This window comes from Fodinibius salipaludis, from assembly GCF_002287075.1.
GTDB lineage: Bacteria > Bacteroidota > Rhodothermia > Balneolales > Balneolaceae > Fodinibius > Fodinibius salipaludis.
In genome coordinates this window covers 211,415-229,381 of the sequence record NZ_NSKE01000005.1, presented here as the reverse complement: position 1 = coordinate 229,381, position 17,967 = coordinate 211,415, and the positions used below count along the sequence as shown (strand labels likewise).

At 39.5% G+C, this 17,967-nt stretch carries 16 protein-coding genes; 4 read left to right on the top strand and 12 right to left on the bottom strand.

Going from position 1 to position 17,967, the window contains the following annotated elements:
- From CK503_RS08470 to CK503_RS08430, 9 genes are all read right to left on the bottom strand, one after another.
- Complete coding sequence (locus tag CK503_RS08470) at window positions 1-324, bottom strand: peptidoglycan-binding domain-containing protein (protein ID WP_095606370.1); 324 nt, start codon at window positions 322-324, stop codon at window positions 1-3.
- Entirely contained in the window at window positions 321-731 is a 411-nt protein-coding gene (locus CK503_RS08465; protein ID WP_095606369.1) for a hypothetical protein, read from the bottom strand. Before CK503_RS08465 ends, CK503_RS08470 begins: the two co-directional genes overlap by 4 nt.
- Complete coding sequence (locus CK503_RS08460) at window positions 724-1,401, bottom strand: hypothetical protein (protein ID WP_095606368.1); 678 nt, start codon at window positions 1,399-1,401, stop codon at window positions 724-726. The genes CK503_RS08465 and CK503_RS08460 overlap by 8 nt, the downstream gene beginning before the upstream one ends.
- 3 nt (window positions 1,402-1,404) lie before the next feature.
- Window positions 1,405-1,716 carry a hypothetical protein gene (locus tag CK503_RS08455; RefSeq protein WP_095606367.1) on the bottom strand — a complete coding sequence of 104 codons (312 nt, stop codon included), beginning with the start codon at window positions 1,714-1,716 and terminating at the stop codon, window positions 1,405-1,407.
- A 1-nt stretch (window position 1,717) separates the two neighbouring features.
- Window positions 1,718-2,080 carry a hypothetical protein gene (locus CK503_RS08450; RefSeq protein ID WP_095606366.1) on the bottom strand — a complete coding sequence of 121 codons (363 nt, stop codon included), beginning with the start codon at window positions 2,078-2,080 and terminating at the stop codon, window positions 1,718-1,720.
- 16 nt (window positions 2,081-2,096) lie between these two features.
- Window positions 2,097-2,510, bottom strand: coding sequence for a hypothetical protein (locus CK503_RS08445; protein ID WP_095606365.1), 414 nt, complete (start codon window positions 2,508-2,510; stop codon window positions 2,097-2,099).
- Window positions 2,511-2,519: 9 nt separating this feature from the next.
- Window positions 2,520-3,485: a transglutaminase-like domain-containing protein gene (locus CK503_RS08440; RefSeq protein WP_095606364.1), complete on the bottom strand. Its 966-nt coding sequence runs from the start codon at window positions 3,483-3,485 to the stop codon at window positions 2,520-2,522.
- A gap of 90 nt (window positions 3,486-3,575) precedes the next feature.
- Entirely contained in the window at window positions 3,576-3,971 is a 396-nt protein-coding gene (locus CK503_RS08435) for a hypothetical protein (RefSeq protein ID WP_095606363.1), read from the bottom strand.
- Between the two features lie 8 nt (window positions 3,972-3,979).
- Window positions 3,980-4,981: a hypothetical protein gene (locus CK503_RS08430; RefSeq protein WP_095606362.1), complete on the bottom strand. Its 1,002-nt coding sequence runs from the start codon at window positions 4,979-4,981 to the stop codon at window positions 3,980-3,982.
- Window positions 4,982-5,263: 282 nt separating this feature from the next.
- Between CK503_RS08430 and CK503_RS08425 the strand changes: the two genes are divergently transcribed.
- From CK503_RS08425 to CK503_RS08410, 4 genes are all read left to right on the top strand, one after another.
- Window positions 5,264-6,352: a hypothetical protein gene (locus CK503_RS08425; protein WP_095606361.1), complete on the top strand. Its 1,089-nt coding sequence runs from the start codon at window positions 5,264-5,266 to the stop codon at window positions 6,350-6,352.
- Between the two features lie 172 nt (window positions 6,353-6,524).
- Complete coding sequence (locus tag CK503_RS08420; protein ID WP_095606360.1) at window positions 6,525-7,253, top strand: DUF1889 family protein; 729 nt, start codon at window positions 6,525-6,527, stop codon at window positions 7,251-7,253.
- Between the two features lie 52 nt (window positions 7,254-7,305).
- A complete protein-coding gene (locus CK503_RS08415) occupies window positions 7,306-8,322 on the top strand; it encodes a hypothetical protein (RefSeq protein ID WP_217988374.1) in 1,017 nt (338 codons plus the stop codon).
- A gap of 6 nt (window positions 8,323-8,328) precedes the next feature.
- Window positions 8,329-11,985: an SIR2 family protein gene (locus CK503_RS08410; protein WP_095606358.1), complete on the top strand. Its 3,657-nt coding sequence runs from the start codon at window positions 8,329-8,331 to the stop codon at window positions 11,983-11,985.
- 183 nt (window positions 11,986-12,168) lie between these two features.
- On the opposite strand, the gene CK503_RS08405 is transcribed toward CK503_RS08410, so the two are convergent.
- From CK503_RS08405 to CK503_RS08395, 3 genes are all read right to left on the bottom strand, one after another.
- Entirely contained in the window at window positions 12,169-13,146 is a 978-nt protein-coding gene (locus CK503_RS08405; RefSeq protein ID WP_095606357.1) for a nucleotidyl transferase AbiEii/AbiGii toxin family protein, read from the bottom strand.
- Complete coding sequence (locus CK503_RS08400; protein WP_095606356.1) at window positions 13,147-13,872, bottom strand: DUF6088 family protein; 726 nt, start codon at window positions 13,870-13,872, stop codon at window positions 13,147-13,149. It abuts the gene before it with no gap.
- Between the two features lie 276 nt (window positions 13,873-14,148).
- Complete coding sequence (locus CK503_RS08395) at window positions 14,149-17,901, bottom strand: YobI family P-loop NTPase (RefSeq protein WP_095606355.1); 3,753 nt, start codon at window positions 17,899-17,901, stop codon at window positions 14,149-14,151.
- Window positions 17,902-17,967 lie beyond the last annotated feature (66 nt).

The following is a 17,967-nucleotide window of genomic DNA, read 5'->3' as shown; positions in this document are numbered from 1 at the left end:
TTAATCTCGTTTCGTTCGTTTGATTGCGATTCCAATTCCAATAATGGCAATGGTCCCTAGTACAAGGAGAGCTGGTTTGGGTAAGGCCCCTTTTGTTGGCACTTGTAGGGATTGTTGAGAAATACCGAGCCTGTTTAGTAGCACCCCGTCAGCTATGCCGCTAGTCGGGAGTCCCAATTGTTGCTGGGCTTGCTTAACCGCTGCCTGCGTTTCGGAGCCAAAAATGCCATCAATGCCATATTTGGGAAGTCCGATACCGAGGGCTTTCAGAGCCGATTGCAGGTGCATAACCTGGGGACCTTTGTCGCCTATCCTAAGAGTCATGTTGAAGATTGTTTTCTGTTATATAGGGAAAGGCCGGCTACACCGATGGCAATACCGGCCGAGAGAATACCTGCATGTTTGATTATTGTCGCAGGTTTGCTTTTGGCGACCGAATCCTGGAGTCCTATCATATCGCTTACCGCCTGCAGATCGACGTGCTCGAAGTACTGGTTGATGACGTCGGCATTTCGGTTGAATACTTGTTGGAAGGAGCGCCTGTCTTTGGTCAGGTCCGCCAGGACAAGGGCCGTGGTAGCGACTTGTCCTTTTCGCCCGCTCAGAGCGCGGTCGGCCAGACCGATTGCTTTTTTAAAAGCGTTTCGACTGGTTTGACGCAGGTAACTGCTTAGGTCACCCATTCCGTCATCAACGATCTGGTAGTCTAGGCTTTCAATAAGCTCATCCATTGGGCTCCTCCTGTTTCTTGTTGCGACCGGCCAACTGCTTTACGCTGTCTCGAAGTCCGGGCATGAGGGGAGCCAGGAAATACGCGCCCGCGCCAATACCAATCAGCCACAGGGCTTTGGTGAGCGTATTATTGACGCCACTAAATGCATGCTGGGGGTCGGGTAAGTTGATTTCATACCAAGACTCGGTGGGCTGGGCGTATACTCCGCTTTGTTGACCTTCCTCGATATCCAAATCAAGGGTCATCACGTTTGAGGAAGCCAGCGGCGTAGCTTGTGATACATTCGTCTCGGTAACGTTGCTGTAGTGAAGCTCAAATATGACGGGATGATTTCGGTCCGGTCGAAACGAGCGCCCGAAAACCAGGCGGGCTTGGCCGCGACAGCCGTCCCACATGCTGGTAACAATACGGGATATCGCTAAGACCGACCGGTTTTGGGGATCCAGGGCTGCGACTACCACATCCGGGCAAACGACAAAAAGGAACGAGTTCCAAAAGGTGCGGTAGATATCGACCTCCACATCCACTGAAAAGGGCACCCCGGATTTTGGTAGTCCGCGCTCGGGGTGACGCCCGATGATGCGAAGTTCTCCGGCTTCTGAGCTTATGATATTACCCGATATACTCGCCGAGCCTAAGCTGTTGTCACTATAGTTAGAATAGCTCACTGGTTACCTCCTTCGGGTTATGATTCTCAGGGTCAGGTATCCACCGGCGATCCATCCCAGCGTAGCTTTGTTTCGATCAAACCACGCGCGAATGCCTTTGGTGGGATCATCTTCGGCCAGGCGCTGGCAGAGTGTCTGCTTGGGTTGATCCGTTACCTCCGCACCCTTTGCTACTTCTTGCAGCTGGACGGTGGGTTGCAGGTATACGGTTTCTTGCGAGGTCGTTGGATTGGGATAGCGCCCGTTGGGAATATGTCCGTCAATAAAGTGAGAGATCCCAATTGGATGGGCTGTTGTTTGAATAGCTTCGGTCATATCAGGATTTCTTTTTTAACAGGGTGTACGTGACAGCTCCACCAACGATGACAACGCCGCCAATCAGCAGGAGGGATGTCATATTTCCGCTCGACTTTTGGGCTTGCATTAGCGCCATCTGTTGTTCGGGCGTCAAGCTAGTGCCCCCAGATTGGGATTTCCCGCCATTGATAACTCCATCCACCGTTACGGCGGTATCGGCCGCTGTGTTTAAAAAGCTGGACAGGTCATTGAGGATACTGCCAAACTTGGTCTTCTTTGAGGTGGTGGCCCCGGACCCCACGGGAGGGAGGAAACTGTTTGTGTAGTTAAACGGCTGGGTCGTTTGCAAGAAGTCTAACTGATCGTAGGAACTGCTGTTCATAGGGGTTGGGATATGCTTATTGGGATTTGGATTTTTTCTTTTTGGCGATAAACATGATGGCGGCTCCCAAAATGGCAACCCCGCCCACCGCTGCTCCTGCTATCATAGCTGTGGATGCCGTCTCTTGTTTGGCAGCTGTATCGGTGACGTTATGCTGTAAGGCCGTCATGAGCTGCTGTTTTTCCTGTTCTATTTTCTTCTTTTCGGCTAGCTTGCGCTCGTGGGCCTTGCAGAGAGCTTGCGATTTTTCGCGCTTGCGTCGGCATCTTTTTAGGGCCCCGAACATTTTGCCCTTGCAGCTTTGATTGGCATATCGGCAGGGATCATCTTCCTCCCAACCTTCCAGTCCACCACTGGGAAGCTGGCTGGATATGATCAGCTGATCATTTTCGGGTTGTATAGCTACGGGTTGCAGGTAGGAACTACTCATAAACAGTGGTTAATGGTTGAAGGCCCAGTAGCTGATTCCGCCAAGCGCGGCAAGCCCGGCTGAGAGTCCGCCGTACAGGAGCCATTTTTTGTTTCGGGATTGTTGTTGGCTGGCCAGAAAGCTGTTGTCTAAACTTCCAAATTTGTTCAAGTAATCAACGGCTGGTTGCCCATGCTCTTGGATAACCTGGGCGTACTGCTGGAGGATGGCGTTATCTTTTTGGGAAAACGAAATCACCTCCGAACGAACCCCTCGGGCCATTAGGTAGTCTCGCCATTGCCCGCGCTGGGTGCGTTCGCCCTTATCTTTGGCGCCAAACCATTTGGAAAACAGCGGTTTCATGGTGACGCCCATTTGTAGTGCTGACGAAGCCGCAGCGGTGAGGGTAACTGGGTCAATGCCTAATCCTTCCGGCATCCGGTTGGGCAGGTGCTTGGACTTTTTGATCAGTCGTTCGTCAAATTCGAAACCGGCATATTTAGCGACGGTTGTATCAAAAGATTTCCATCCCTCTGGGGATCGGAAGACGGTATAAATGTGGTCATAGGTTCGCCCCGTTCGGCTCACAATGCGAAAGCCGGTTTGGATGCCCAGGCTTTGCAGCAGGGCCGCCGACAGGATCGCGTGGTCGTCGCAATCTCCGGCTTGTTGCCGGATGGTGACATCGGGGGATTGGATCCGCTCGATATTCCACGGGTCACGCACGTAGTTGATATTTTTGGTTATCCACTTGTAAATGGCACCCGCAATTTGATCTACATTCCGCAGGTCAGGAAGACCGGTGTTAATATTCCGGGGAACCTTGCGGGTAATTTTTAGTGCTAGTCCGCGGATATCCTCGCGTCCGGTATATTTGGTAACCAGCTTTGAAGCCAGTTCTAGGACGTCTTCGATCCCAGGATAACGCCTGCGACTTGCAATAATAGAGGCGGCAGCATCTCCTTGGGGGGAGCCTGCTGCCGCCTTATTGCTCATCACTGAACCATGGGTCGTGACTGCGTTGCGGGAAGTTGGTATGGGATAGCTGCTACTCAATAGTTGGTGATATCGTTGATATGGATATGATTACCGGCTGGATTTGACGAGTTTCTGCAGTTCGGCGATGACATCGGTGAGCAGTCGCCGGACCTGCGGGCTGACGGTCGTGCTCGTGAAACTCAGCAGTTGATTGCAAGCGAAAGGGGCAGGGATATAGCAAAGCGTATTAGCGTGTTGCCCTAATCCATCCACAAGGGGATATATTGTTTTTGCAATGCGTTCGGCTCCTATATCCCTGCTTATCGCTTCCACAGAAAGTATCTTTGCCATCCGGACCCAATCGGCCGCGGTGATCGGTTGCCCGCCAGCTTGCAACAAGGCCAGCTGAGACTTAATACGCTTGGCATAGCAGGCGTATCCGCAGGGCCTGTCCGCCAGGTATTCCAAGGCCATTTTCAAAAGGGTGAGTTGTCCGGGGTTCATCGTGGTCGTTAGAGGCTAATGGTTGGTTCGGCGTGGCCGTTAGTGTGGGGCGGGTCAAACATGCCATTCAGAGTGGCAGGGGTTTCAAATTCGTTGGAATCCTCGGAGGGAAGGTGCCGAGGAGTCTGGTCCCCGGCACCTTTAGGTTGGCTCGCCTCGTCGGTAGAGGGGCTATGGGGTTGTTGGGGTAGCGAGCCAGAAGTAGGTTGAAGTTGGCTTTTAAGAGATTCGGCCATGGCCTTAGCTTGCTCTTCGCTGATATCAGGGGCGGCAGGCGTGGGGTTCAATTGTTGATTTTGCCCGCCCTGACCGGCAAACAGTTGGGAGATCACGGTAAAAAACATCGGGGCATTTTCTTCCAGCATATCTAACATGCGGCTTCCGGCATCGCGGCCGCCGGCCCGCTGCTCCATCTCCATGCGGAATTTGACCTTTTCCAGTTCGCCAAGCTCTTTTTCGAGAGCCTTCAGGTTACTTCGTTGAATTTCTTTGAGGCGGTCAATTTCGTTGCGGTGGGATTCCTTGAGGTCGCCCAGCTCTTTTTGGTGGGTCAAAAGGGTGGCCGTTTTGTCCTCGGAGAGCTGTCGCTTGAGGCCCATGATTTCATCGACGAGCTGGCGGATCTTGCGGTCGGCGTCATGCAGCTCACCTTCCAGGCGGAGGGCTCGTTGCTGGTAGTAGTTTTCGTGAGCGGTTCTGCTGTCTACGGCCGGTTCGTTGGCTTGAGTTTCTGGCTGCTCGCTGGCCCCGTCAATGCGAAAGCCGATCACAATATCTTCGTCAATGCCGGTGTGAAGCGAATACAGACCGGGTTCTAGCTTAAATATCGCTTTTACCACATTGAAGGGCTGCCTAAAATTAAATGGCAATTCCTTCTCTACTTGCTGGAGTCCGTCGGTCGTGCCGGTGATACGCCCAAAGATGGGCAGGCCCTGCTTCAGCTCTTGCAGGCAGGTGGCGTAGTCCTGCTCTTGGGTCTCATTCGGCAACTTTTCCAGCGTTTCAGGCATTGACTTAGCGTTGGTTGGCGTAATGCAATAGCATCACTGTGATCAGTAACTGATGCTAACGTAACACTAATTCAAATCAGAGAAAATACCCCGGGATGGGCTGGAACAGGGTGCAATAGCGTGTTATAGGATGGGACGGATTGGGATAGTATGAGACATCAGGAAATGATAATACGCTGTGACGAATTATTTGAGTCTTTGTGGTTTATTTATCAAACTGCAAGCATTGATTCATTACACTTTTTGTAACAAGCTGAGTTGTAGTAATACAGTTTCTTTACTATGAATGAAATTTGGTTAGAAGAACCAACAGAGAGTGACGAAAGTTGGGCTCAAATTGGAGAACATACATTAGATTGGTTGTCAAGATCTACCCTTCCTCGAGCTAGACAAATGAGATTATTTCTCAATTATAATCTCTCCCAATTACCTTCAACGTTTGCAAACAAACTAAAAAATGATCTAAGAGATCATTGGAGATCTGCTTTCTTTGAACTTATAGTTGGTCGAATACTTCAAGAAATCGGATATGAATTTAAACATGAAGTGACTTTGGCTGGTGGTAACAAACCCGACTTTTTAATAGAAACTTCGATAGGTAAAATTGTAATTGAGGCAACTTCTCCAATTATTAATTCTAGAGTAGGTGACTTTTACAAAAAAGTAAATCCGCTGATCAAAATTCTAAAAGACAATGCCCCAGAAAATTGGGTTATAAATATCAACAATCTACCTGACATTGGATTTAATGATTCAAAAAAACCATTCAAAGCATTTATCGAAAGAGAATTCGATAATATACCCACTAATAGTTCAAAAGAGGAGATAATAATCACAGAGAATTTTCCACAAGGAAAACTTAAACTTTCCCTTATCTATAAATTCGATCGTTCTAATCCAATCGGTTTTTATCCTTCTATTGGCTATGCCGAAAATTCTAAATACCGGATAGAACATATTATTGATGAAAAAAGAACCCAAGTCAGAGAAGTTGATAAACCAGTTATTTTGGCTATTCAAGGTTCAAATACAGGAACAGATCTAAATGATTTTGATCAAGTTTTATTTGGACAAACTTTCACTCGTATGAATCGAGATATGAAAGTTATTGAAAAGGGTTTTAATCCAAATGGACTATTTATAAGTGATAATGAAAGCCCTACCTATCAAGGAGTTTTAGCATTTCATGAGGTTGGTTGTAAACAGGTAAAAATTCCAACTTTATATCTGCATCAAAAAACTAATTCACAACTCAAAAATATTTTTGACGCATTTCATATTCGATATTATGAGGAATCAAACAATTGTATAAAAGAGATTGAGTCACAGAGAAATGATTACTTTAAAGATTTTAAATTCGTGACTGCATAATAGAGAAGCTAATCCTCCTTTTAGATAGACGCACTTTTGCCTATTCTCTGTCACTCTTGGTTTTAAAGTTGATCTTTCATTAGTTGCTAGTTCAATACCCAAAGGTCTACTGGCAATATGCAAGAGTATTAGGTGCCTCAGTAAATTTAAAATTTCAATTCAATAGGCCATTATGAAAAGAGTTTATATTGATACTCAGGGTCCTGATTATGACGCAGCAAAAAAAGTGGTTCAAGAAGCTATAAAGGTTTCTAAAGTTCATGGACCACGAAAAATCGTTTTTCTTACTCCTACATTAGGTAATACGGAATGGCTAGAAGAGATATTTTCGGAAAAAGTTACAGGTAATCTTAGAGATGGTATTACAACTTCAGGGATAACTTTTTCAAGAGATTCAAGAAAAACTTTCGATGAATATAATGATGATTGTCTTGTAGTTACTTATGCACTTTCATCAGATGATATTTTTGAATTAGAAAATATAAACAGAATAAAAGGGATATTTGCAATTCCTTGGATGAAAGACGGATGTCTAGATTGGGCAGAGGGAATGGGTGCACTAGAAATTAATTCCGGAAAAAGGAAAGTAAAAAAAGGTTTAAACTGTGTTGTTGAAAAAGCTTTAGATCAGTTATCAAATTCAGTTAATAAAAATGGACTCCATTCTAGCGATAAAGATCAAATTAAGACTTTCTTGAGAGCCTTGAACAAACACGATTATTCATTAAATGAAAACACTATCAAAGCATATTTAGCTTCTAATAACTGGTCAACTAAAAGCATAGATTATTTTATATCGCACGTAGAGAAATTAAATAGTGGTAGTTACTTTCAAGGAGGATCAAAAACTGGTTTAAATAAATTGGTAAAAAAATGGAAGGAAGAATGTGAGGATACCTAACCTTTTTTAAATCTACTTTGGCAGCTTTAAATGAATTTTCAAGATCATGAAAATGACAAGAGAAGAAGGTATTAATAAAACCTTTCCAGGTATATCCCATCTCGTAATACTAGGTGCCGGTGCTAGTATTGCTTCAACGATGAGAAACCCAGAGAAAAATGGGAAGGAGTTACCATCTATGAATAATTTTATAGATGTCGTTGGCTTAAATGACATTATTGAAGAATTGCCAGATGAAGTACAAGATGATAACTTTGAGAAATTATACAGTAATTTACATGCGGAAAAGCCAAAGTCGGATGAAATTAAAGAAGTTCAGAGAAGAGTTAGAGACTATTTTTCTGATATGGAACTTCCGGATGAACCAACGATATATGATTATCTGATTTTGTCACTAAGACCTAAGGATTTTATCGCAACTTTCAACTGGGATCCTTTTTTGTATCAGGCATTTTGTAGAAATATGGATAAAGCTCCTATGCCTCATATTTGCTTTCTTCATGGCAATGTAGCCATAGGATATAGCGATGAAGATGACAAAACTGGGCCGTCAGGCATGTACTCCAAAAGAACTGGGAACCAATTTGAACCAACAAAATTATTGTATCCTGTTGCTGAAAAAAATTATAATAATGATCAATTTATATCTAGAGAATGGAATCGATTTAGAACAAGACTAGAGAGTGATGACACCAAAAGAGTGACTATTTTCGGGTATGGTGCTCCTGATACAGATGTGGAAGCTATTGATATAATGAAAGAAGCTTGGGGTGGGGCTGAGGAGAGAAATATGGAGCAGTTCGAATTAATAAATGTGATTGAGAAAGGAGAGCTAAGAGAAACTTGGGACGATTTTATTCATACACATCATTATGATTATGGGAAAAGTTTTTTTGATTCGATTTTAGCAAAATACCCTCGCAGAACAGGAGAGCGATACATGCATCAATTCCTTCCCACTACCCCAGCAGAGGCATTTCAAGAACCTTTTCCAGTACCTCAAGATGTAGATACATTAGAAGAGTTATGGGATTGGTACGAGCCATTATTTGAAGTCGAAAGAGCATAGTAGCTAATGCGTTTTATAAAAAATGGTCCTGATATACCTGTACAATTAATTCAAGCATTAGAAGAAGAACGGCTAGTTATTTTTTGTGGAGCTGGTGTGTCAATGAAGGCAGGACTCCCAAACTTCAAGGGATTGGTTTGTCAGTTGAAAAAAAAGTTGGGGGCAAGTTTTGATTCAATAGAACAGCAAGAGTTTGATAAAAAGAATTATGATCGAGTTATAGGTCTACTTGAACGTGAAGAGCGTTTTGGCGCTAAAATAGTAAGAAAATATGTGAGAGAGATACTAGCTACACCGTCAAATCCAGACTTATCAACCCATGATGCAATTTTAAAATTATCTACTTTATCAAATGGCTCTAAAAGGTTAATAACTACAAATTTCGATTTACTATTCGAACAGGTAGATAACGATCTTAAGGTGGCTTCTGCACCTACTTTGCCACCTCCAAAACCTAAAAAGTGGAATAGCTTAGTACATCTCCATGGAAAGTTTGATAAACATGATCCATTATGCAAGCATTTGGTCTTAACTTCAAGTGATTTTGGAACGGCTTATCTACTTGAGCGATGGGCAAGTGTTTTTATTTCAGAGTTATTTAATCATTATACAGTACTCTTTATTGGTTATGGGCTTAACGATCCCGTAATGCGGTATTTGGTTGATGCGCTTTCAATTGAGAGAAGCATTGATCAACGTATTAAAAAGGCATATGCGCTTGTAGAGTACAAGAGCAAGGAAAATAGGGATTCAATAAGGGAGGAGTGGAAAGCAAAAAATATAATACCAATCCTTTATCATAATGATGATAATCAACATGAAAAACTTCACAAATCATTAATAAGATGGTCAAAAATTTTTGAGGGCGGGGCTACCTCAAAAAGAGAAATAGTAAAGAAAGTTGCCCCTAATGAACCCGACAGTTTATCAATTGAGCAGGTAGATCAACTATGTTGGGCAATTTTTCAGTCTGATACTCCTTCTTATGCTAGGCAGTTTGCAGATATCAAACCAACACCTCCAATAAGTTGGCTAGATACTTTTGAGAAACGAGACCTTTTGAGTGAGTTGGTAAGCCCGGAACAAAATTTTAGTCTGGCAGGATATTATTCTCGAACCAAATCTCCACCAAGTTTAAATGATAAAGAAATTGCTATAGGTCGGTGGCTTTCTCAACATTTAGAGAATAAGAGGCTCATAGATTGGGTAGTTGAACAGGGAGGTAATCTTCATCCTCAATTTGAAGATTACATAAGAAGAAGGCTTCAGAGTGATGGAAGTGAAATAAAAGAGCCTTATAAAAAAGCTTGGAGTACTTTGACAAGTGGCTATTTATTCTCCAGCCAAAATCAATTTGTAAATCCATATCACTTAAAAAAAATAGAATGGACCAAAGCAACCCGATTAAAGTTGCTCGAATTTTTAAAACCACAAATAAGTGTAAGAAAATATATTAATTGGGGTGTTGGTGAAAAGAAAGAGACATCTGATGCAATCGAAAGTACTAAAGAACTTATAAGAGCTGAAATATCTTTAAAAATCGGTAATACAGCCCAATCTGTATTTGATGATTTACGTCAAAGAGATGATTGGAGCACCATACTCTCTGATATAGTTTTTACTGTTATTCAGTATCTCCGAGAAGCCTATGATTTACTTGAAATAGCTGGTGTAGTAACTGAAGAATATGACCAAAGTCACATACATCAGCCTTCAATTGAACCCCATGAGCAAAATAATCACTTCCAGGACCAAACATTTTTAATTGAACTTATTAGGGAAGCTATTGATCAGCATGAGGAGGATGCTAATAAGGTTAAGTCAATTATAGAAGTATTACTTTCACACCCTTATCCCATTTTTAAGCGAATATCTTTGTATGCCGTCAATAAGATTAACGCATATTACAAGGTTTACGATCTCATATTAGATAAACCTGATGCATGGCTCTGGCGATATAGTGTAAGGAAAGAGATCTATGAATACCTGCCTAACCTGTGGGATGAGATAAATTTTATAGAAAGATCCAACTTATTTGATGTTATTAGGAAAGGGCCTTCGAGGGAGCTTTTTATCGATGATTTGGAAGATGAGGAACTTGAAGAGGCGGTTGATCGAAATGTATGGAATCTATTAGTGCGGATTAATTATCATTCCGAAACCGGTTTAAATAAAAAACAGAGAAATCTGTTAAATCAAATTGAAGGGCGAAGACCCAATTTTAGTTATAGAGGAACTGAAAGAGAGGATTTTCTTTTTTGGTCTGAATCTGGAAGCAGATCGTACCAAACAGATTACTCAATTGATGATTTGAAATCACAATCATTGAATGAAAGAGTTGACACGTTACTTGACCATGAAGACCATAGACGAGGTTTAATTGAGAACTGGCGGACATTTTGCTCACAATATCCAAGTGAAGCTAATGAAACATTAAATCATATATTAAGAAAGAAAAGATTTGATGAGGATGTTTTTTCGACAGCTTTTCACGGACTTAATTTAGATGTTATAAGTAGCAGTGACATTTTAGATCTTCTATTAAGTTTAAGTCGAGAGCAAGCATCATTAATTATCCGCTCATCTTCTAAGCTTCTTCAATCTATTTCAGAGGAATACGATGTAGTTCCAACAGATAAATTTTATACTCTATGGGATAGGCTGTATCCATTTGCTGTCAAGGGTTCATCTTCATTAAGTGATTCGGATAGAATTAATCAAGCTATTAACCATCCCGCCGGTTATTTAGTATTTGCCTTAATTATAGTAACCAACCAATATAATCTTAAAAAAGGTGATGGATTTCCTGTAGAAATAAAAGAGAGGCTGATGCGAGTTATTTCATCAGAACAGGGATCAGATAATTTGGGTCAGGTCATTTTAGGTCGTTATTTACCCTTTTTAAATAGTATTGATCCTAAATGGAGTCAGAATGAGCTCATACCACTTTTCGACTTGTCAGATCGAGAGCAGTCGATTAATCTTTGGCAAGGATACCTATGGAATCCCTCAATTAATATAGAGTTATGGGAATACATTAAGCCATATTTTATCAAAACATTTGATTATCTAGATAAATTAGAGGGAGGAAGTAAAAACCTGGCTCAAATTTTGGCCCTAGTTAATACAATGGATGAATATGATATAAGCTCAAAGGTAATAAGAAAGTCACTCAAGAAATTAACAGATGAGGATAGAGCAGAATTTTTTAGATGGTTTGAATTGTATTTAGATAATACCGATAAGGAGGATGAAAAAGCTAAAATTTGGCGTCAGGTATTAATCCCCCTTTTCAATACTACATGGCCTAAGGAAAGAAAATATAAATCAGAAATAGTAGCTAATAAAATTGCCACAGTCCTTTTAAAAAGTGAAGACGCTTTCCCTGAAGCAGTTAAGGTCTGTAAACCATACCTGGTACCAAGAAGTGAACGTTTTTATCATCCTCACGAATTGTTAGAAACAGATCTGATTGAAAGATTTCCTGAGGCAGCTTTAATATTTATTAATAAGTCCACACCAGAAAATCCTCCACAATGGTTTGCGCCAATCCATAAGGTTCTGCATCGAATAGAACAGACTAATGAGAAGTTAAAGGATAGGGAAGAATTTAAACGACTTCAGAAAATAATTATTGAAAATAACTTGGACTGGTTAGAATGAATATTAATTTAGTTCTTTGATACAGATCCAAATTCGGACAAGGTAGAACATGACTACTTCAACTAACTTCTTGCTGATAAAGGGGCCTACTATACACGAAAAATTGTCAGTTAAAAGAAGCTAAATGAATGGCTTGTTTTAACTTTCGGGATTTAATACAAAGAGAAGTTGAATTTTCGGGATTTAAAGCTCCCAATCAATAGCTTTAAGCCGTTCGGCTACTTTTTTAATAGCTCTCAGTACAGCATCACCTTCCGGAAGGTCACCAATAACTAACTCTTTAAAAGTGCCGTTATAAACAGATTTGATCTTATCCCAGGTCTCTTCGGGGTTGTCAAAAAGTAGGGCAGAGGCGGGATGTTCATATAGCCAATCGTACTTATCACCATAGCTTTCGATATCATCGGCTCCCACTTGAAGTAGCATCTCATCCAGCTTATCGCTTTCAAAGAAGTCTTGAATCGCCGGTTGCTTTAACAGCATGTGAATGTCATAAGTGTGGCGGACTTTATTTCCGAGATCCTCATACGGATTTTCGGCGTGTGAAAATCGGACCAGAGACATTATTTTCTCGCAAAAGGTCCGTTCTATGGTTAGTACTTTCAAAGGGAAGGGAGCTAATCCATATTTTTCAACTAGCTCTTCCTGACCTCTCGCTTTCATCATATCGGCAACAAAAGAATGAACCTCTACTTCTTCATGAGGTTCGAAATGTCCCAGCCTCGATACTTCTACTATGATTTTGTCGCGGACTTGGCCATAAGTTTGGTCATATCCATGTTTCGCATACTCGTAGGCTACTTTTCTATTCTTCCCACGTTTCATGGTAATTCCAGGTAATTCTACTTCCTCCAAATCAGTGTCATCAACCACCTTGCTGACGTCCCTGACTCTTTTGTCCATTTGGTTGTTGGATAGCCCGGGATCTTCTAACACTACGAGATCTATATCCTCGGAAAACCGGTTGATCGCCTGGTAGCATTTGGAAAGTGACGTGCCACCCTTAAATACAGCAACGTCTTTCATCTCGGAATGAAAGATCGCATGCAGGGCATAGGTTACCCAATAGTCTTTCTCGATATAGATTTCCCGAATATTCTTATGATCGGCGGTAGCCCTTATAGCATCCCGAAATATTTCGGCATCTTCGTGTAGGTTCATCTAAACAATATTCCAGTTTTGGGCTGTAGGCAAGCTACTACTAAGACTACCGAACTTGTAACTCGACAGTGGATTCAAGCTATTCTTCAATTTAGGAAAAGCGCTGTTGAACTCCTGGTAGGTAAGCAAAGCTCCCAACAGCGCACGTACGCGGGGAGGATATTGCAGGGCATAAGTAATCAGCTTATTTCTGTCGGGAGTACTTAAATCACGTATGCGACTTTGAAGTTGCCCGATAGCATTATCGATATCGAGGTCCGGGATTTTCTTAAAATCCTTTATAGCATCCAGAATCTCCAAAAAACGAATGTTTTCGTCAGTGGGATCCACGTAACTTTTGACCGATTTTATCTTCAGGTTATCGATCTCGGTATTGATCCTCTTTTTATTACAGGCCAGGGTCACGGTTTTGGGCACCTGTGTCGTAAGGCCCATCCGATTGTACAAAGACAAACCGGTGACATAAGCAATCCGATTGTCGCCTTCGTACAAATAGGGTTTTAGCAGTTGTTCTTCATTAGGTTTTAAATCACCAAAGAGCGACTTCTTCGGCTTGTAAAACAGGCCTTTGGAAATTCTTTTTACAACATCGTTGGATATCAACCGCTCGATGGCCTTGGTAGCAGCCCCGTACTCGCTGTTATCGATGCCGAGCTGGTCATATTTAAACGTCGTTCCTTCGTCAAAGGAAGAAACTTTGTCTTTTATTCTTTTTGCAGTACTCATAATGCTAGGTGTTATGCTAATGGCCTTTCAACAGCTTGTAGTAATATAGCATTAAATCGTTAAATATGTCAAGTTTTTTACGTTTTTTACTTGACATATGAGTATTTTCGGAAAGAAGGGTTCGAAATTGTTATGGGATTCACTAGTAGGCTTCCAGAATGGCTGAGTGAAAATTGAAACCTACACTAGAATCTATTGTCATTTCTTTTTTTTTCTGCACTGGAATTGGCTTTTTTCCTTTTGTACTCGGGGAGGAAAATTTTTAATCAGTTCTTTCTAAATATTTTTTCGAGCATTTACTCTAATACTATTTTCATTCTCTGTGTAAGAGGATATAATACCTTGACTATTTAACTTTTTGATTAACTCAGCGTTATAATCAGTCTTCTTTAATTTTGGTCTATGTCGACTTCTAACCATTTTATAATATGGATATGGGAGAGAAGAAATTAGCTGTTTAATTTGATTTCTCTCATAGAAATCAATTTGTGAAGTAATTAGTCTAATTTTCTTAGATTTAATTTTTCCTTTTTCCGTTAAGATTTTTAAAGTCTGGAATTGAACTTCAAAAGGTTGGTTGCTTACTAAAACATCTAAGAGTTCGTTTGCCAAGTCAGAATCTATTGACAAATCATTGATATTAATCGATTCAAAAATTTTCAGCTTGTCGGTTTTCTGAACTCTTGAACTTTTAAATAGTAGTTTCAATTCTTCTTCTTCAACATTAAACTCAGAGAATCTTTCTATAAAAGATTCCAGATGCTTGATTGTTAATTCAATATGAAGAGGATCAAAATCATTTTTTAACCGATTATAGTTTGTGGTTGTTAGACTTAAAATATTTGCCTTAATAATCTTCTTAACTTTATTCTTATCAAGTTTTTCAATACTTAAATTGTCAAATTGAAAAGCAATGCTCTGTAATAAAGAATTAAAGCTGTTTTCTTCGATAGCTTTTGTAAGAATAAGGTCAAGGGCAAATTTTCTGTTAGTTTTAGGAGATACAGCCTCATTCTCAAAGTCAATTTCCTCCAATATTTCATAATTAGATTGAGTATTTAAATAATCTACCAATGGAGGGTTTACGTTCTCAAATTTAGAATAATACGTTGCTAAATTTTCCCAAGAAGCCTTTAACTTAGATTCAGCAACCAGAAACTCCCACAAGTTGGATGGTACTGTTTTAATATCTGTTATTTGTCCAGACTGTTTTTTTATTAAACTACATTTCTGGTCTTCTGATATTTCTTCCTTGTTTAATAACTCTATAAAATATTTCTCTTCCTCTTTAAACTTGTCTTTCTTCAAAAGTATGTTTTCAACATAGATATTAATGTTTTTCTCTATGTAAGAGATTAAGTTATCGCATTCGGACTTTCTTATTACCGAGTAGTTAGCAGTATTTAAACTATTTAATAACTCATCTGAACCATCTAGATTTTTAACAATTGATGAAATTGTCTGTTCATTAATTTCATACAATTCATTTTCATAGATAAAGTTAAAAAGATGTGATCTGCTACTTGGTATTTTGAAGTATTGGAACTTTACAGAAAGTTCCTTTATAACCTCCTTGATATGTTTTCTACCTTCAGCATTTTCATAATATTCTATAAAGTCATCCTTCTCAGAAATAAATGTTTTTAATGCACCACTCGAGTACACATTTATCTCAATGATATCATTTATTTTCGCATATTTAATTATCAGGTCTAAATACTCTTCTTTCTTTTTTAATGAATACTTATCGCTATTCTCAATAAAGTGCCAAATTCCAGTCCACTGATGGGATAATAGTTTGATAAATTCAGGTAGTATATCATATTCTTCTTGAATAAAAGCTTCAATAAAGTCTGTCGACTCCTTTTTTTCATTAGACAGTTGCTTCAATATAATGTCTAATTTTTCAGTATAAGATGAGCTATTTTCAATAAGGTAAACTAACAAGTCAAAATTTAATACTTCGCTTTGACTAAGCTCCCTAGACCTTAAATCCTCAATGATTTCATCTATTTTGTCAAGACTATAATCAAATGGTACTCCTGTTTGGTTTTTAACGCTCAGGAGAAAGTTTTTATCCTTTATTGATAATGCACCTTCATAGAAATAAGAGATATAATTTTCATAGTCTTCATTTATATACCCATTACGTAAAAGAAGCACTAGAAAGTCGTTTTCAGCAAGTCCTTTGCCTAAAGCTTCCTTCTTAGGTAGATGTTCCAAATGTTCTTCAAGTCGTTGTGACTCAACTTTTTCAAGATCTCTTTTCAGCCTTGCTATTTCTGAATTAAGTTGTTCAATTTTGTTGCTTTTCTTGCTCTTGATTAACTTTTTGCGTTCCGAATAAGATCGATCAGGATCGATAAGGTTTTCAATATCTTTAAAGGAATAATTTGAAGAGGTAGAACGGTTGCGGTTATGATAGTAGCGGATTTTGCCACCATTTCTTATGTCTTCAAATAGTTCCTCATTATCTATGACCTCTTGAACAGGTTTTTTGCTCCCATTTACTTGAAGACCAAATACTTGTTGGTTAGCCATTCGATTTGAAAACTGTCCCAAATATAAACTTCTCAGTTCCTTTAAGTTTTTAATTCTTTCATCTTTGATCTCTTTGATCTCATTCTCTCTACTACTTATTGCTTTTTTGATTTTTGATTTACGCTGTCGTATTGCTTCCTGCTTTCTTTTATGAAATGCATCATAAACCATTCCTTCATCTTGCTGAAGGTTTGAGAAGTCTTCCGGATGGAGGTTTTTATAAATTATGATTGCTAGTAATTGATCTTTATCTAAAGTGACCTTGCCTAGCTTGTCTTTATAAATTGCAAATTCGTTGCAAATATTTTTGAGAATTCTCATATCGTCAATAAATAAAGATAGGTCAGATATAAGATTTCTAGATATTGAATCATCTGAGATTCTTTCCAACAACTTTTCTTTGGAGTTATTAGAGTTTATTACTGGTATGATTGGAATGATAAAATCAAAGAATTTGGTCCTATCCGTCTCATCATCGAACATTTCATCTCTTAGGGCATAGATAAAATTAATATCTCTATCTACTTGGTCCGAGTTATTTAATAGGATATTCAGCTCTCTCAACTTTGAAAATATATTTATCTCCTCATATCTATCTATATCTTCAAAAATAACAACGTTAAAATCTGTAACTTCAAAAAAGTACAGAATCTCATCTAAATGTTTATTCAAGATAGATGAGTCAATCTTTTCTGAAAGTTCTATTTCTCCCTTGGTAAGATTAAGTTTACTAAAGCTTAATCTGTTAAATAGTTTATATAACTTAAATAAGAATGCTCCAAATCCAGCTAAGAAAACTGCAATAGATAAATAGACAAATGCTCGAGTATTAACTAATTCTTCCCAGTTCTGAATAAAGCTAAATAAGTCAGGTTTAAATAAAATTACTGCCGAGATAAGCCAAATAGTTGTTAAACAACAAAGTAGGAATATCCTCCAGTTATTGATTGAATATATTTTTTTAAACCTTGAATCAGATATGACTTTTGGTTCAACCTTGTAGAAAATTTGTTGGAGAATACTCCGTTCTATTAACCTATTAGGATTGACTTCTCCGTCACTACTATCATCACTTGCAATTCCATTGTTACCTTTATTTACGTTTTCTGGATCAAATGAAGCTAGTGAAATATTTAAATAATCATGTTCAGGATGTCGCTTCTCATAACTCTTGAGAATGCTACTTTTCCCTGAACCATAAGTGCCTGTAACAGCTATATTACTAACTTTCTCATTTGCAAGAGCCCAATCTAGTGCTTCAAAATATTTGCCAGCCTCCTCTTCATCCATTTCATCGTAGGGGGTCAGATCTTCGAAGAGATCGGCCTCTAAAATCTTAGACTTATCGAATAGGTTGTATTTGTATTGGGCAAATTTGTGAATAAACCAAGACAAAATTTCAACAAAGTATTTTTTAAATGAAGCAATAATCTTGTCTTTCCCATCTAAATCTTCTTCTTCTATTTCTTTGGTAGATTCCTGATCCATAAATCTCTTGGTATTTTAAATTATTTTTCGAAAATCGAAACTCTACCTCATCATATTGCTCAGAAA

Coding starts and splice junctions, on each gene's coding strand:
- CK503_RS08435 (WP_095606363.1), bottom strand. CDS start 3,971: ATGAACCCCGGACAACTCACCCTTTTGAAAATGGCCTTGGAATACCTG.
- CK503_RS08470 (WP_095606370.1), bottom strand. CDS start 324: ATGACTCTTAGGATAGGCGACAAAGGTCCCCAGGTTATGCACCTGCAA.
- CK503_RS08410 (WP_095606358.1), top strand. CDS start 8,329: ATGCGTTTTATAAAAAATGGTCCTGATATACCTGTACAATTAATTCAA.
- CK503_RS08395 (WP_095606355.1), bottom strand. CDS start 17,901: ATGGATCAGGAATCTACCAAAGAAATAGAAGAAGAAGATTTAGATGGG.
- CK503_RS08425 (WP_095606361.1), top strand. CDS start 5,264: ATGAATGAAATTTGGTTAGAAGAACCAACAGAGAGTGACGAAAGTTGG.
- CK503_RS08465 (WP_095606369.1), bottom strand. CDS start 731: ATGGATGAGCTTATTGAAAGCCTAGACTACCAGATCGTTGATGACGGA.
- CK503_RS08400 (WP_095606356.1), bottom strand. CDS start 13,872: ATGAGTACTGCAAAAAGAATAAAAGACAAAGTTTCTTCCTTTGACGAA.
- CK503_RS08430 (WP_095606362.1), bottom strand. CDS start 4,981: ATGCCTGAAACGCTGGAAAAGTTGCCGAATGAGACCCAAGAGCAGGAC.
- CK503_RS08415 (WP_217988374.1), top strand. CDS start 7,306: ATGACAAGAGAAGAAGGTATTAATAAAACCTTTCCAGGTATATCCCAT.
- CK503_RS08405 (WP_095606357.1), bottom strand. CDS start 13,146: ATGAACCTACACGAAGATGCCGAAATATTTCGGGATGCTATAAGGGCT.
- CK503_RS08440 (WP_095606364.1), bottom strand. CDS start 3,485: ATGAGCAATAAGGCGGCAGCAGGCTCCCCCCAAGGAGATGCTGCCGCC.
- CK503_RS08420 (WP_095606360.1), top strand. CDS start 6,525: ATGAAAAGAGTTTATATTGATACTCAGGGTCCTGATTATGACGCAGCA.
- CK503_RS08450 (WP_095606366.1), bottom strand. CDS start 2,080: ATGAACAGCAGTTCCTACGATCAGTTAGACTTCTTGCAAACGACCCAG.
- CK503_RS08455 (WP_095606367.1), bottom strand. CDS start 1,716: ATGACCGAAGCTATTCAAACAACAGCCCATCCAATTGGGATCTCTCAC.
- CK503_RS08445 (WP_095606365.1), bottom strand. CDS start 2,510: ATGAGTAGTTCCTACCTGCAACCCGTAGCTATACAACCCGAAAATGAT.